Here is a 14,302-nt window from a genome sequence, read left to right on the forward strand (position 1 = left end):
CACAATCGCTTGTTCACGCTACGAGCGCAGCTCATCCGGCATTCCGCGCTTTACCAAGCGCTTGTTAGGATGCCGGGATGAGAGAGGCGTACATCGTCGGCGCCGTCCGCAGCCCCGTCGGGCGCAGGAACGGCGGCCTGGCCCGCACCCATCCCGCCGACCTCGGCGCCCACGTGCTCAAGGAGCTGATGAGCGGCGTGGACGCCGACCCCTCGGCCGTCGAGGACGTCATCTTCGGCTGCGTGGACACCGTCGGACCGCAGGCGGGGGACGTGGCCCGTACCTGCTGGCTGGCCGCCGGGCTGCCCGAGGAGGTGCCCGGCGTCACCGTGGACCGCCAGTGCGGCTCGGCCCAGCAGGCGCTGCACTTCGCCGCCCAGGCCGTGCTGTCGGGCACGAGCGACCTGGTCGTGGCGGGCGGCGTGCAGAACATGAGCATGATCCCGATCTCCTCGGCCATGCTCGCCGGGCAGCCGCTCGGGCACGCGGACCCGTTCACCGGCTCCAAGGGCTGGGCCGCCAGGTACGGCGCCCAGGAGGTCTCCCAGTTCACCGGCGCGGAGCGGATCGCCGAGCGGTGGGACCTGTCGCGCGAGGAGATGGAGCGGTACGCGTACGAGTCGCACCGCCGGGCCCTGCGCGCGATCGACGCCGGATGTTTCCGGCGGGAGATCGCCCCCTGCGACGGCGTGACCGACGACGAGGGCCCGCGCCGGGACACCACGCCGGAGCGGATGGCCGCGCTGAAGCCCCTCGTCCCCGGCGGCCGGCTGACCGCCGCGCTCGCCTCGCAGATCTCCGACGGGGCCGCCGCCCTGCTCATCGCCTCCCCCCGCGCGGTACGCGACCACGGCCTCACCCCGCGCGCCCGCGTCCACCACCTCTCGGCGCGCGGGGACGACCCGATCACGATGCTGACCGCGCCGATCCCGGCCACCGCGCACGCGCTCGGCAGGACCGGCATGTCCATCGACGACTTCGACGCCATCGAGGTCAACGAGGCGTTCGCCCCGGTCGTGCTGGCCTGGATCAAGGAGACCGGGGCCGATCCCGCCCGGGTCAACCCGAACGGCGGCGCGATCGCCCTCGGCCATCCGCTCGGGGCGACCGGCGCGGTGCTCGCCGTCAAGCTGCTGCACGAGCTGGAGCGGACCGGCGGCAGGTACGGCCTGCAGACGATGTGCGAGGGCGGCGGCCAGGCGAACGTCACCGTCATCGAACGCCTGACGTCACAAGATGCCTCTAGCAAATAAGAAACTTTCCTATTAGATTCGGAGGCATGCCACAGAGCGGTGACCTGCTGCGCCTCGCCGACGCCGTCCTCTTCCCGGGCTTCGCCGGGCGGACGCCACCCGACTGGATCCGCCGCAGGCTCGGCGAGGGGCTGGCGGGGGTGGCGCTGTTCACGCGCAACATCGCGGACCCCGGCCAGCTCGCCGCGCTCACCGCCGCGCTGCGCGCCGAGAATCCCCTGGTGCTCGTCGGCGTCGACGAGGAGTCGGGCGAGGTCACCCGCCTGGAGGTGGCCGGCGGCAGCAGCCGGCCCGGCGCGTACGCGCTCGGCGTCGTGGACGACGTGGCCCTGACCGAGGCCGTCGCCCGCGACCTCGGCGCGGACCTGGCGCGGGCCGGGATCACCGTCGACTTCGCGCCGTCCGCCGACGTCAACTCCAACCCGGACAACCCGGTCATCGGGCTGCGGGCGTTCGGCGCGGAGCCCGAGCTGGTCGCCCGCCACACGCGGGCGTTCGTCCGGGGCCTCCAGTCGGCGGGCGTGGCGGCCTGCGCCAAGCACTTCCCCGGGCACGGCGACACCTCCGTGGACTCGCACCACGGCGTGCCCGTGGTCGCCGGGGACGGCTTCGAGGACGCGCTGCTGCCCTTCCGCGAGGCGATCAAGGAGGGCGTCAGGACGGTGATGACGGGGCATCTGCTCGTGCCGGCGTACGACGCCGAGCTGCCCGCCACGCTCAGCCCCAAGGTGCTCACCGGGCTGCTCCGCGAGGAGCTGGGCTTCGACGGCGTGATCATCACGGACGGCATCGAGATGGCGGCGGTGTCGGAGGCGTACGGCATCGGGGGCGCCGCCGCCCGCGCCATCGCCGCCGGGGCGGACGCGATCTGCGTGGGCGGCGAGCGGGCCGACGAGGGGACGGCCGTGGAGATCCGCGACGCGATCGCCGCCGCCGTGGCCGACGGACTGCTGCCCGAGGAGCGGCTGGCCGACGCCGCACGCCGGGTCCGCGAGCTGGCGACCTGGGCCGCCGCCTCCTCGGGCGGCTCAACGGGCGGCTCAACGGGCGGCTCTCCGGGCGGCTCAACGGGCGGCTCTCCGGGCGGCTCTACGGCGACCGGGACCGACTCAGGGGACGGTGGGCTAGGGCTGGTCGCGGCGCGGCGGGCCGTGCGGGTGACCCGCCGCTCCGCCGCCCCGGTGCTGCCGCTGTCCGGCCCGGCGTCCGTCGTGGAGCTGGCGCCCGAGATGAACCTCGCCATCGACAAGAACACCCCGTGGGGCGTCGGCGAGCCGCTGTCGCGCCTGCTGCCCGGCACCACCGTCGCCAGGCTGACCGCCGCCGAGGCGACGGGCCCGGCGCTGGAGCGCCTGCTCGGCGCGGCGACCGGCCGCCCGCTGGTGATCGCGGTCCGCGACGCGCACCGCTACGCCTGGCAGGGCGAGGCGCTGCGGCACCTGCTGAGCGCCCGCACTGACGCGGTCGTGGTCGAGATGGGCCTGCCCGCGCGGGCGGACCTCGGCGCGGCGCACGTCGCCACGTACGGCTCGGCCCGGGTCTGCGGCCAGGCGGCGGCGGAGGTGCTGACCGGTAGGCTCTGAGCCGTGGAGTTCGACGGCGAGGACCTCTCACGCAAGGCGCTGAGCGAGCGGCTGCCGCCCGGCGAGCCGCACGTCTTCCGCGGCTGCGACCTCACCGAGACCGACCTGTGGGGCGCCTCGCTGGGCGGGGCCGTCTTCGAGGCGTGCGTGCTCGACCAGACCGACTTCCGCCGGGCCGACCTCGACGGGGCGGTGTTCACCGGCGGAGGCGGGATGCGGATCCGCTTCAACGACGCCGACCTCATCGACGCCGCCTTCACCGACGTCGACCTGTCCTCGGCCCAGTTCGCCGGGGCGCTGCTCACCGACGCCTCCTTCACCGGCTGCCGCATGATCGGCGCCTCGCTGACCGCCTCGCGCGGCACCGGCTTCCGGCTGTCCCGCTCCAACCTCACCCTCGCCAACCTCGGCGGCTGCTCGCTGCGGGGCGAGCTGGTCGAGGGCGTGCGCTTCGACGACGCCGACCTGTCGGGCTGCGACTTCACCGGCGCCACCTTCAGCGACTGCCGCTTCATCGGCACCCGGCTGCTCGGCACCACGTTCGCCAAGGCCGACCTGCGGGGCGCCGACCTCGGGCAGCCCGACGACGCCAAGCTGCGCGCCTTCGCGGGCGCGGTGATCAACCAGACCCAGGCCAACGCCATCCTCGCCGCCCGGGGCATCACCGTCCTCTGACGCCGATCGCGGGGAACCCGCGCCGGCGTGCGGACACGGACGAGTCGTGAGCACTGATCTCGAATTATGGTCCCGCGCGGCCGAAGGGAGCGGCGAGGCCTTCGGCGCCTTGTTCGACAGGTACGCGCACGACGTCTACAACCACTGCTTCCGCCGCACCGCGGACTGGTCGGCCGCCGAGGACCTCACCTCGGTGGTGTTCCTGGAGGCGTGGCGGCGGCGCGGCGAGGTGCGGATCCATCGCGAGAGCGCGCTCCCCTGGCTGCTCGGCGTGGCCAACAACGTGCTGCGCAACCGGCACCGGTCGCTGCGCCGCCACCGGGCGGCGCTGGAACGGCTTCCCGCCCAGGCGTACGAGCCCGACCCGGCCGAGGACGTCGCCGGGCGGCTCGACGGCGAGCGCCGGATGCGCGCGATCCTGGCGCTGGTGGACCGGCTGCCGCAGGCGGACCGCGAGGTCCTGGCCCTGTGCGTCTGGTCGGAGCTGACCTACGAGGAAGCGGCCGTGGCCCTGGGGGTCCCGGTGGGCACCGTGCGGTCGCGGCTGTCGCGGGCGCGGAGCCGCCTGAAGGACCTCCTGGAGAAGGAACCCCGGCCACGGCCCGGACACGGATGGAGTGAGCGCCTCTCGGCGCTCCGCAAGAAGGGAGAGGAGCTGTGACCGACCTCCGGCCACCGGCGGAACGCGACCTTCCCGCGGCCCGGCACGCGCTCAGGAAGGCCCATCTGATGACCGTGATCGAACAGCCGGTGCGCTCGCGCCGTCACCGGCTGGGCCTCGCCGCCCTGGCGACCGCGGTCGCCGCCGCCCTGGCGGTCGGCGTCCCCGTGACGCTGGGCCAGGGCGCCGTCCCGGCGAACGCGGTGATCCGCGAACCTGACGGGTCCATCAAGCTCTACATCACGGACTACCGGCATCCCGAGGTGATCGAACGCCGGTTGCACGACCTCGGCGTTCAGGCGGACGTCACCTTCCTGCCCACCGGCCAGGACTGCAGGGAGCCTCGGGGCACGTACCTTCCCGACAACCCCGCCCTGCTCACCAGCGACCCGCCGGCCGAAGGCGAGGACGACTACTGGAGGCTGCATCCGGAGCAGATCGGGCCGGGGCAGACGTTCGTCTACACCATGTGGTACGAGGAACAGGGAGAGAACCGCATGTTCAGCGCCCGCTACGGAGTCGCGACCGGCCCGGTGGCGCCCTGCGAGATCGTCCCCGGCGGGCCCGTGATGAAGGAGGGCCCGGCGGGCGGCGTCGGCGGCTGACGCGGCGCACGGGTCAGTCCCCGTCCAGGAGGACGGCCTGTACGGGGCACGCCCGGGCGGCCTGCTCGACGGCGGGCCACGACGCGTCGGCGGGTGCGGCGTCGTACACCAGCTCGTCATCGTCGTCGAGGGCGAACACCTCCGGGGCGGCGAAGACGCATTGGGCGTGGGTCTGGCACAGGGTCCTGTCGACACGGACGTGCATGGTGGCCTCTCAGCTGGGGTTGAAGCGGGAGTACTTGCCGAACGACCAGCTCTGGGGGACGTCGCCGGCGATGTGGACGACCTTCTCGACGTCGAAGTCGACCAGGCGCTGCGCGCCCGGCACGGCGGCCGCCCTGCCGGTGTCCCAGTCCACGCGGGCGCGGCCGGTCAGGTGCAGGGTGTGGCCGTTCTCCCAGTCGAGGAAGAGCAGCCCGCAGCGCGGTTCGATTGCGAGGTTGCCCAGCGTCATGTACATCGCGTTGCCGGCGTAGTCGGGCCAGGTCAGCCGCCGGTCGCCGGTCACGGTGACGAAACCGGGGTTGCCGCCCCGGTGGGAGGCGTCCACGCCCAGCCCGGCCGCGTACGTGGCCACGAAGAACGTGTCGGCTTCGGCGATCCACCGCCGGTGCTCGGCGGCGAGCGCGTCGCTGACGAGCACCGACCTTCCGGTCGAGGGGGCGTCGGCGACGTAGGCGCGGGTCTGGATGTACTTCGGGCAGTTCGCGTACACCTGCTCGGTGTGGAGCACCAGGCGGCCGCCGTCGTCGTGGGCGCGGCCGTTGACCCGCATCCGCCTCCGGGTGGCCGGCTCGATCGCGATCATGCCGACCGGCCGTTCGGCGCCGAAGAGGCCGGCGAGCGGTTCTCCGGGCAGCCGGTCGGCGACGACGGTGCGGTCGTCGGGCACGGTGACGAATCCCGGCGGGCCGGCGAGCGCGCCGGCCCACGCGGCGCCCGTCTCGTCCACGGCCGCGACGACCACCAGGCGCTGCTGCCCCAGGAAATCCGCGGCCACCTGGGGGACGGTCGTGCCCACGCCCGCCGACCCCCAGCCGTCGGCGGTCAGACCGGCGCGGCGCTGCACGGCGTGCTCGCCTCGATGGAACACGTGAACTCCTAGAAGAATCCGCAGGTGGGGGCGCCCTGGACGGGGGCCGCCGCGGTCTCGGCGCCGGTCGGCGCGTAGATCTCCAGGCGGATGCCGTCCGGGTCGGTGAAGAAGACGCCGCCGGAGGACGCGCCCTCGCCGTGCGGGACGACCCCGTCGTAGGCGAACCGCACGCCGAGGTCACGCAGGACGGCCTCGTGGCGGCGGACCGCCTCGATGTCGGGCACCTGGAACGACAGATGGTGCAGTCCGGGGCGATCCGCGGGGAAGGCGCCGCCGCTCTGCTGCCACAGCGTCAGGATGAGGCTGCCGTCGCGGCCGAGGAAGGCGAACCTCCGCTCGCCGTCGGTCTGCTCGGCCAGGGTGTCGAAGCCGAAGACCTGGCGGTAGAAGGCGGTGGAACGTGCCAGGTCGGTCACGTTCAGGGCGACGTGCCCGGTCTGCAGGGCCGGCGTGGTCATGAGGAATCTCCAGAGTGAGCGCGATTTCTAACGGCTGACTGCCGCTTCAAGCGTTAGAAATATCGCAGACGATTTCTCATGGTGTCAACTCGCCGGTAGCGTTAGAAAAGTGGAAGTGGCTCACCTCGCAGGCGGCGGCGCCCCGCTCCTCGGCGAACCGCCGCCGATCGAACTCGCCAACACCTCGTACGCGGTACGGGGCCGCCCCAAGGACGGCCTGCAGAGCATCGAGCACCTGGCCGCGTGGCTGCGCGACCTGCGCCCGCGCCTGGCGGTCCCGCTCACCGACGCCGACCTGCGCGAGGTGAGCGACGGCGACCTGCACGCCGCCAGGGAGGTCAGGGACGCCGTCCGGGCCCTCGCCGTCGCGGCCGTCGACGGCCGTGACCCCGACCCCGCCGCCGTCGAGGCACTGAACCGTCACGCGAGCCGCACCCCGCGCTGGCACGAGCTGCGCATTGCTCCGGAACCCCACCTGGCGGTCCGCACCGCGGGCCGCCCTGTCGCGGCCGCGATCGCCGCGCTCGCCGAGGAGGCCGTCGTCCTGTTCGCCGGGCCGCTCCGTCATGAGCTGCGCGCCTGCCACGGCCCCGGCTGCGTGCTGCACTTCGTCCGCGACACCACGCGGCGCGAGTGGTGCTCAGCCGGCTGCGGCAACCGGGCGCGCGCCGCCCGCCACTACGCCAAGGTGCGGCAAGGCTGAGAGGTCAGGCCCCCTACCTGGTCCACAGGGCGTCCTGGACCGCCTGCACCAGGGCCATGAGCTCGGGCGTCACCCGTTCCCTCGACCACGCCAGCGCGTACGTGATCCGCAGCTCCCCCGCCTCCAGCGGCACGAAGCGTACGTCGTCCCTGCGTACGGCGCGGACCAGGAGCTGCGGGATCGGCAGCACGCCCGCGCCCGCCGCCACCAGGTCGAGCCCGGCGGCGAAGTCGTCGTCGGGCACCAGCCGCGCGTGGCCGGGCAGCCCGGCCCACGGGCGGGCGGACGGGGTGAGCAGGGTCTGGCCCGCCAGGTCGTCAGGAGCCAGCCGGGGCCGGGCGGCCAGGCGGTGCCCGGCCGGCACCGCCACGTGGTCGACGGTCACGTGGAAGCGGGCCGCCGTGACGAACGCGGCCGGGGCCGGGGTGGCCAGGATCGCCGCCGAGACCTCGCCCGCCGCCAGCGCCCGCGCGGCCTCGGCACGCCCGGCCGCCCGCAGCTCCACCCCGATCGACGGGGTGCGCCCGGCCAGGCGGCGGACGACGCGGGCGGCGAGCGTGCCGACGAGCGGTGGATAAGCCAGGTGAATGATCGGACGGGCGAGCCTGGCGGCCTCGGCGGTGAACGCGGCGACCGACTCCAGCGCCTGCTCGGCGTAGGGCAGCAGGGCCTTGCCCGCTGCGGTGAGGCGTACCTCGCGGGCCGAACGCTCGAAGAGGCGGACCCCGGAGGCGCGCTCCAGCCGGGTGATGGCCTGGCTCATCGCCGGCTGCGACATGCCCAGGTCGGCGGCGGCGGCCGAGAAGCTCAGCCTGGCGGCGACCCGCGTGAAGCAGTGGATCTCCCTGAGCATAAGCAGCATCGATCCATGGTGCACCACCAGGCCCAGGCTCGGCACGATCACGGCGATCACTCGTACGCAGAAGAGGAAGCCGAGGGCAAGATGACGCCGTTTCCGACGTCCACCGTGCTGGGATATCCGCGGATCGGGCCACGCAGGGAGCTGAAGCGGGCGCTGGAGTCGTACTGGGACGGGCGCAGCACGCGGGCCGAGCTGGAGCGGACCGGGGCGGAGCTGCGCGCCCGGACCTGGCACCGGCTGGCCGGGCTGGGGCTGGAGGGGCTGCCGTCCAACACGTTCTCCCTGTACGACCACGTGCTCGACGCGGCGGTGCTGCTGGGCGCGGTGCCGGAGCGCTACCGGGAGGCCGCCGACCCCTACTTCGCGATGGCCAGGGGCACCGACGGGCTCGCGCCGCTGCGGATGACGAAGTGGTTCGACACGAACTACCACTCCCTCGTCCCCGAGCTCGGCCCGGAGACCACGCTCAAGCTGGACGCCGCCAAGCCGCTCGGCGAGATCCGGGAGGCGCGCGCCCTCGGCTACGAGACCCGGCCCGTGTTCGTGGGGCCGGTGACGTTCGTGCTGCTCGCCGGGGCGCTCGACCGGCTGGACGACGTGCTCCCCCTCTACGAGGAGCTGCTGGGCGAGCTGGCCGCCGAGGGCGTGGCCTGGGCGCAGCTCGACGAGCCCGCGCTGGCGGCCGACCGGACGCCGGAGGAGCTGGCCGCCGTGCGCACCGCCTACGACCGGCTGGGCGCGGTGCGGGCGCGGCCCCGGCTGTTCGTGGCGTCGTACTTCGGGGAGCTGGGCGCGGCGCTGCCCGCGCTGGCGGCCACGCCGGTGGAGGCGATCGGCCTGGATCTGGTGCGGGGCGGCGTCCCCGCCGCCGACCTCACGGGCAAGACCGTGGTCGCGGGCGTGGTGTCCGGGCGGGACGTGTGGCGGACCCCGACGGAGCGGGCGCTCGCCGCGCTGGCGGCCCTGTCCGCGACCGGGGCGGAGCGGGTCACGGTGAGCACGTCGTGCTCGCTGCTGCACGTGCCGCACGACGTGGCGGACGAGCCGGAGCTCGATCCGGGGCTGCGGGCCCGCCTCGCCTTCGCCGACCAGAAGGTGGCCGAGGTCGTGGCCCTCGCGGGGGCGCTGGACGACCTGCCCGCGGCCGGCTTCCAGGAGAGCGGCCCGTCCGTGGCGCTCGCGGACCCGCCGCCCGCCGGGGGCCGGGCCCCGTACCCGGTGCGGGCGGCGGCGCAGGCCGCGCGGCTCGGGCTGCCGCCGCTGCCGGTCACCACGATCGGCTCGTTCCCGCAGACCGGGGAGCTGCGCGCGGCCCGCGCCGCCGTCGCGGCGGGCACCCTGGCCGAGGACGCCTACGAGCGGCGCGTCGAGGCCGAGATCGAGCGGGCGATCCGGCTGCAGGAACGGCTCGGCCTGGACGTGCTCGTGCACGGCGAGCCCGAGCGCAACGACATGGTGCAGTATTTCGCCGAGCGCCTCGACGGCTTCGCGGTCACCAGGAACGGCTGGGTGCAGTCCTACGGCTCGCGCTGCACCCGGCCGCCTATCCTGCACGGCGACGTGCGCCGGCCGGCGCCGATCACCGTCCGGTGGGCGGAGTACGCGCGGTCGCTGACGGACCGGCCGGTCAAGGGCATGCTGACCGGGCCGGTGACGATCGTGGCCTGGTCGTTCCGCCGCGACGACCTGCCCTTGCGCGATGTGGTGTTCCAGGTCGCGGAGGCCGTCAGGGAGGAGGTGGCCGACCTGGAGGCGGCCGGGGTGCCGATCATCCAGGTGGACGAGCCGGCGCTGCGCGAGCTGCTGCCGCTGCGGCGGGCGGCCCAGGAGGAATACCTGGAGTGGGCGGTGGCGGCGTACCGGAGGGCCACCTCGGGAGCCGGCGACAGCACCCAGATCCACACGCACCTGTGCTATTCGGACGCCGACCAGATCCTGGCCGCGATCGACGGGCTGGACGCCGACGTGACCACCATCGAGTCGGCCCGGTCGGGGGCGCGCATCCTGGGCGCGGTGGAGGGGTTCGGGCGCGGGCTCGGGCCGGGCGTCTACGACATCCACTCGCCCCGGGTGCCCTCGGCCGAGGAGGTCGAGGACCTGCTGCGCAGGACGTTGCGGGCGCTGCCGGCCGGCCGGGTGTGGGTCAACCCGGACTGCGGGCTGAAGACGCGGACGTACGAGCAGGTGGAGGCGGCGCTCGCCAACGTGGTCGCGGCCGCGCGCCGCCTGCGCGCCGAGGTCTGAGCGAGGGTCAGGCGAACGTCCAGGGCAGATGGGCGAGGGCGGCGTCGGCGTAGTGGCGGGGGCCGGTGCTGAGGCCGTAGGCGAGGTCCTCGATCAGCGCGCAGCGGGCGTAGAAGCGCACGCGGGCGCGGTCGTCCTCGTCCAGGGAGCCGGGGTAGTGGGCGACGACCAGCTCGAAGACCTCGGGGCCGAGGTCGCGGTAGAGGCGGGCGAAGTCGTGCGCGGGATCGGTGACGGCGGCGTCGCTCCAGTCGATGACGCCGGTCACCGCGCCCGTGGCCGGGTCCACCAGGATGTGCTCGGCGCCCAGGTCGTTGTGGCAGAAGCGCAGCGAGCGGGGCTCGCCCGGCGGCTCCTCGGCCAGGAACCGCTCGACCAGGGGACGCTGGTCCTCGGGGACGTGCCGCTCGACGTCGCGGTAGTCGAGCTCGGCCTCCTCCAGCAGGGTCGCGGCCGGGTAGAGGTCGAGCGGGGCGAGCTCGCCCAGTCGGGTGGTGTCGGCGGCGTGCAGGGCCGCGAGGAAGCGCCCCAGCGGCTCGGCGAGCCGCTCGGGCCGCTCCACCGGGGACGTGTTGAGCGGCTCGCCGGGCAGCTTGCGGTAGGCGAGGGCGCCCACCTCGGCGTCGGCGAAGACGACCTCGGGCACCGGGAGCGGCGACAGCCCGGCGACGGCCGCCAGGAGGTCCACCTCCTGGCGGAGCGCCTCGGGGTCGGCCGCCTTGGGCAGCCTGATCAGCAGCTCGCCGTTGACCTCGTGCACGGTGTGGTCGAGGCCCCGGCCGAGCGGGCGGACGGAGCCGACCTCGTAGCCGGGGAGGTGGCGGGCCAGCAACGCGCGGATGTCGCCTGTCACACCCCGCACCCTAGATCCGGACGGGCCGGGCGCGCGAGCGATTTGCCCGCAGACCGGCCTATTTCACCGCACCTGCCGTCAAACCAGCCTGGATCTGGCGCTGGAAGACCGTGTAGACGACCAGCATCGGCAGGATGGCCAGGGTCAGCGCGGCGAACAGGGCCGACCAGTCCTGGTCGTAGCCGGCGGCGGTCGAGATGTCGGCGATGCCCTGGGTGAGCACCCACTTGTCCCGCTCCTGGAGCAGCACCAGCGGGAGCTGGTACTGGTTCCACTGGCCCAGCACGTTGAAGATCGTGATGCTGACGATGCCCGGCCGCGCCATCGGCAGCATGATCTGGAAGAACACCCGCGTGTGCGAGGCCCCGTCCACCATGGCCGCCTCCCCCACCGCCGCCGGCAGCGTACGGAAGAAGGCCGACAGGAAGAAGACGGTGAACGGCATCGAGTACGCGATGTACACCAGCACGAGCCCCGCGTGCGTGTTGAGCCCGATGAACGGCCCGACGACCGGCAGGTTCCCCATGTTCTGGACGACGAAGAACAGCGGCGTCAGCGCCAGGTAGACGGGGAAGGCCAGGCCGGACACGAACAGCAGGTAGATCGCCCGGTTGCCGCGGAAGGGATAGCGGGCCAGCACGTACGCCGCCATCGACCCGACGAGCATCGTGCCGAACGTGCTGAACGCCACCACGACCACGCTGTTGAGCATGTACTGCCCGATGTGCGCCTGCTCCCAGGCCCGCCCGAAGTTGTCCCAGCGCAGGGCGGCGGGCAGCGACCAGGCGTCGCCGAAGATCTCGTCCTCGCTCTTGACCGAGGCCAGGAACGTCCACACCATCGGCACGATCACCAGCAGCGTCCAGACCAGCAGCGCCACATGCGTGAGCACGCTGAGCGGCCCGAGCCGCCGCCTGCGCTCGGCGCGGGCGAGTCTGCGCGAGTTCGCCACCGTCCAGGTCGTCGTGCTCATCTCTAGTACTCGATTCGTTCGCGCCTGGACAGGCGCAGCGACAGGACGGAGAACCCGACGATGAAGACGAACATCATCACGCCGAGCGCGGAGGCGTAGCCGAAGCGGAAGTACTGGAAGGCGTTGCGGTAGATCTCGGCGGCCATGACGGTGGTCGACCAGTCGGGGCCGCCGTGCTGGTCGGTCATCACCCACACGATCGCGAACACGTCCAGGGCGAGGATGCCGAGGTAGACCCAGGCGACCTGGAGGGTGTCCCAGAGCAGCGGGAGCGTGATGCGGAAGAAGAGGCTGACCCGGCCGGCGCCGTCGATCTGCGCCGCCTCGAACATGTCACGCGGGATGCTCGCCAGGCCCGCCGAGAACAGCACGACGTAGAAACCGACGGCCTGCCACACCATGACGCCGAGCACCGACCAGAAGGCCACGTCCGGGTCCGACAGGAACCCGATCGGTTTCATGCCGAGCGCCATGAGCGGGCCGTTGAGCATGCCGCTGCCGTCCGGCCGGAACACCTGCTGGAACAGCACCGCCACCACGGCGACGGCCAGCACCTGCGGGAAGAAGAACACCACCCGGTAGAACTTCGACCCGCGGATGCCGGTCACGCCCTGCGCGCCGCCCACGTTGAGCAGGAAGGCGAAGAACAGCGCGATGACGATCGTGCTCAGCGGCAGCAGCACCAGCAGGGCCGCGTTGTGCGTGACGGCCTTCCAGAAGATCTCGTCACCGAAGAGCCGGACGAAGTTGTCCAGGCCGACGAAGGCGGGCGTGGCCGTCACGCCCCGCCAGTCGGTCATCGCGATGTAGAACGCCTGGGCGTACGGCGAGATCACGTAGACCAGGTAGAGAATCACCGGGGCTGCCAGGAACGCGGTGATGAACAGCCCTCGGCGATATCTGTTGAACAGCATCAGCGCTTGTACTTCTTGATCGAGGAGTCCTTCTTGAGCTCGTCGGCCTTCTTCTGCAGGCGCTCCAGGTAGGCCTCCGGCTTGAGCCCGCCGGTCATGAGCTCGCCGGTGGCGGCGACGGCCTCGTCCTTGAGCTGGGCGTACCAGGTCTGCCAGCGGTAGTAGACGACGTTCTGGCCGGCGTCGGCGAACGCCTTGGTGGCGCTGGCCGCGCCCGGGGAGAGCTGACGGCCCTCGCCCGCGCCCTTGACCACCGAGACCGTCTTGACCAGCTCGCTGAAGTCGCCGGCCGCCTTCTTCGACAGCATGGCCCGCAGGTACTCCATGCCGCCCTGCGGGTTGGGCGACTTGGACGGGACGATGAAGTTCTCGCTCGGCTGGCTGTGCAGGGTGCCGTACGGCATCGCGTCGGAGCCGGTGATGTCGGGAATGGGGAACATGCCGTACTCGAAGTCGGCCGGGGTCGTGGTCTTCTGCTCGTTCTCCAGCCAGGAGCCGGAGGGCAGCATGGCGACCTTGTACTTGTTCTGGGCGGTCTGGGTCTGGACGTGGTCGAGGCCCGGGGTGCCCTCCATGAGGTATTTGGCGCCGATCTCGGCCCAGGCGGTGGCCGCGGTCTTCATGGCCTCGCTGGTCCAGGCGCCGTCCTCCAGGTTGTCGATGTTGACCAGGACCTCGTTGCCGCCGATCTTGGCGGCCGTGGTGAGCAGCGGCTCGTACAGGTATTGGGGGAACTTGCCGGCGTAGGTGAAGGGCGCCATCTTGCCGGACTTCTTGATGGTCTCGCAGAGCTTGAGGAACTCGTCCCAGGTCTTGGGCGCCTCCCAGCCGTTGTCGCGGAACGCCTTCTGGGAGTACCAGATGCCGAAGATGTAGTTGACGTAGCCGAGCACGCTGAAGGTGCCGTCGTAGGTGCCGAGGTCGATGACGGCCTGGTCGATCGTGTCGCGGACCTTGACGTTGGGGTCGTCCCAGCTCGGCGCGTCGAGCAGCGGCGTGAGGTCCTGGAGCTGGGAGTCCTGGGCGAGCGCGCCGAAGTCCATGGCGTTGGCGCCGGAGTTGTCGATCACGTCGGGCGGGTTGCCGCCGGCGAAGCGCGGCTGGAGGACCTTGGTGATCTCCTTGGTCGCGTTGTGCTTGATCTGCGCGCCGGGGTACTTGGCGGCGAACAGCGGCTGGTGGATGTTCTTGGCGTAGTCCTGGCCGAAGCCGCCGTCGAAGATCCACACCTCCAGCGGCTTCTTGCCGTCCACGCCGAACGGGTTGGCGGCGCTGGTCGCGACCGGCGCGGCCGAGCCGGACGCCGCGGGCTTGGCGGCGGGGGTGGCGCACGCGGCGAGCGCGCCGGCCACGGGCACGAGGGCCGCGCCACGGAGGAGTTCACGCCTGCTGATATGGGGGGTGGGCATAACGACTACTCCT

General features: G+C 72.7%; 15 protein-coding genes. 7 read left to right on the forward strand and 8 right to left on the reverse strand.

What is annotated here, in order from left to right:
• The first annotated feature begins 77 nt into the window (after positions 1-77).
• The 5 genes from ABD292_RS03465 to ABD292_RS03485 are packed head-to-tail and all read left to right on the forward strand — an operon-like array spanning position 78 to position 4,777.
• Entirely contained in the window at positions 78-1,253 is a 1,176-nt protein-coding gene (locus ABD292_RS03465; RefSeq protein WP_344205121.1) for an acetyl-CoA C-acetyltransferase, read from the forward strand.
• 26 nt (positions 1,254-1,279) lie between these two features.
• On the forward strand, positions 1,280-2,836 hold the full coding sequence (locus tag ABD292_RS03470; protein WP_344205123.1) for a glycoside hydrolase family 3 protein: 1,557 nt from the start codon (positions 1,280-1,282) through the stop codon (positions 2,834-2,836).
• A 3-nt stretch (positions 2,837-2,839) separates the two neighbouring features.
• A complete protein-coding gene (locus tag ABD292_RS03475; RefSeq protein ID WP_344205125.1) occupies positions 2,840-3,511 on the forward strand; it encodes a pentapeptide repeat-containing protein in 672 nt (223 codons plus the stop codon).
• A gap of 46 nt (positions 3,512-3,557) precedes the next feature.
• Positions 3,558-4,172 (forward strand): RNA polymerase sigma factor, encoded by a 615-nt coding sequence (locus tag ABD292_RS03480; protein ID WP_344205126.1) that lies wholly within the window; start codon positions 3,558-3,560, stop codon positions 4,170-4,172.
• A complete protein-coding gene (locus ABD292_RS03485) occupies positions 4,169-4,777 on the forward strand; it encodes a hypothetical protein (protein ID WP_344205127.1) in 609 nt (202 codons plus the stop codon). Before ABD292_RS03480 ends, ABD292_RS03485 begins: the two co-directional genes overlap by 4 nt.
• 13 nt (positions 4,778-4,790) lie before the next feature.
• On the opposite strand, the gene ABD292_RS03490 is transcribed toward ABD292_RS03485, so the two are convergent.
• The 3 genes from ABD292_RS03490 to ABD292_RS03500 are packed head-to-tail and all read right to left on the reverse strand — an operon-like array spanning position 4,791 to position 6,331.
• Positions 4,791-4,982: a ferredoxin gene (locus ABD292_RS03490; protein WP_344205128.1), complete on the reverse strand. Its 192-nt coding sequence runs from the start codon at positions 4,980-4,982 to the stop codon at positions 4,791-4,793.
• A 9-nt stretch (positions 4,983-4,991) separates the two neighbouring features.
• Positions 4,992-5,870: a pyridoxamine 5'-phosphate oxidase family protein gene (locus tag ABD292_RS03495; protein ID WP_344205130.1), complete on the reverse strand. Its 879-nt coding sequence runs from the start codon at positions 5,868-5,870 to the stop codon at positions 4,992-4,994.
• A gap of 8 nt (positions 5,871-5,878) precedes the next feature.
• Positions 5,879-6,331, reverse strand: a complete 453-nt coding sequence (locus ABD292_RS03500) for a VOC family protein (RefSeq protein ID WP_344205132.1) — start codon at positions 6,329-6,331, stop codon at positions 5,879-5,881.
• 115 nt (positions 6,332-6,446) lie between these two features.
• Here ABD292_RS03500 and ABD292_RS03505 point away from each other — a divergent pair, with 115 nt between their 5' ends.
• Positions 6,447-7,034 carry a CGNR zinc finger domain-containing protein gene (locus tag ABD292_RS03505; protein WP_344205133.1) on the forward strand — a complete coding sequence of 196 codons (588 nt, stop codon included), beginning with the start codon at positions 6,447-6,449 and terminating at the stop codon, positions 7,032-7,034.
• A 13-nt stretch (positions 7,035-7,047) separates the two neighbouring features.
• On the opposite strand, the gene ABD292_RS03510 is transcribed toward ABD292_RS03505, so the two are convergent.
• Positions 7,048-7,896, reverse strand: coding sequence for a LysR family transcriptional regulator (locus ABD292_RS03510; protein WP_344205134.1), 849 nt, complete (start codon positions 7,894-7,896; stop codon positions 7,048-7,050).
• 81 nt (positions 7,897-7,977) lie between these two features.
• Between ABD292_RS03510 and metE the strand changes: the two genes are divergently transcribed.
• Positions 7,978-10,140: a 5-methyltetrahydropteroyltriglutamate--homocysteine S-methyltransferase gene (gene metE / locus ABD292_RS03515; RefSeq protein WP_344205135.1), complete on the forward strand. Its 2,163-nt coding sequence runs from the start codon at positions 7,978-7,980 to the stop codon at positions 10,138-10,140.
• A 7-nt stretch (positions 10,141-10,147) separates the two neighbouring features.
• Here the strand turns inward: metE and ABD292_RS03520 are convergent, their stop codons facing one another.
• The 4 genes from ABD292_RS03520 to ngcE are packed head-to-tail and all read right to left on the reverse strand — an operon-like array spanning position 10,148 to position 14,289.
• Positions 10,148-10,993 (reverse strand): phosphotransferase family protein, encoded by an 846-nt coding sequence (locus ABD292_RS03520; protein ID WP_344205136.1) that lies wholly within the window; start codon positions 10,991-10,993, stop codon positions 10,148-10,150.
• 58 nt (positions 10,994-11,051) lie between these two features.
• On the reverse strand, positions 11,052-11,966 hold the full coding sequence (locus ABD292_RS03525; RefSeq protein WP_344205138.1) for a carbohydrate ABC transporter permease: 915 nt from the start codon (positions 11,964-11,966) through the stop codon (positions 11,052-11,054).
• 2 nt (positions 11,967-11,968) lie between these two features.
• Positions 11,969-12,880, reverse strand: a complete 912-nt coding sequence (locus ABD292_RS03530) for a carbohydrate ABC transporter permease (RefSeq protein WP_344205140.1) — start codon at positions 12,878-12,880, stop codon at positions 11,969-11,971.
• Entirely contained in the window at positions 12,880-14,289 is a 1,410-nt protein-coding gene (gene ngcE, locus ABD292_RS03535; RefSeq protein WP_344205141.1) for an N-acetylglucosamine/diacetylchitobiose ABC transporter substrate-binding protein, read from the reverse strand. The genes ABD292_RS03530 and ngcE overlap by 1 nt, the downstream gene beginning before the upstream one ends.
• Positions 14,290-14,302: the final 13 nt, after the last annotated feature.

This window comes from Nonomuraea bangladeshensis, assembly GCF_039529455.1.
Classification (GTDB): Bacteria; Actinomycetota; Actinomycetes; order Streptosporangiales; family Streptosporangiaceae; genus Nonomuraea; species Nonomuraea bangladeshensis.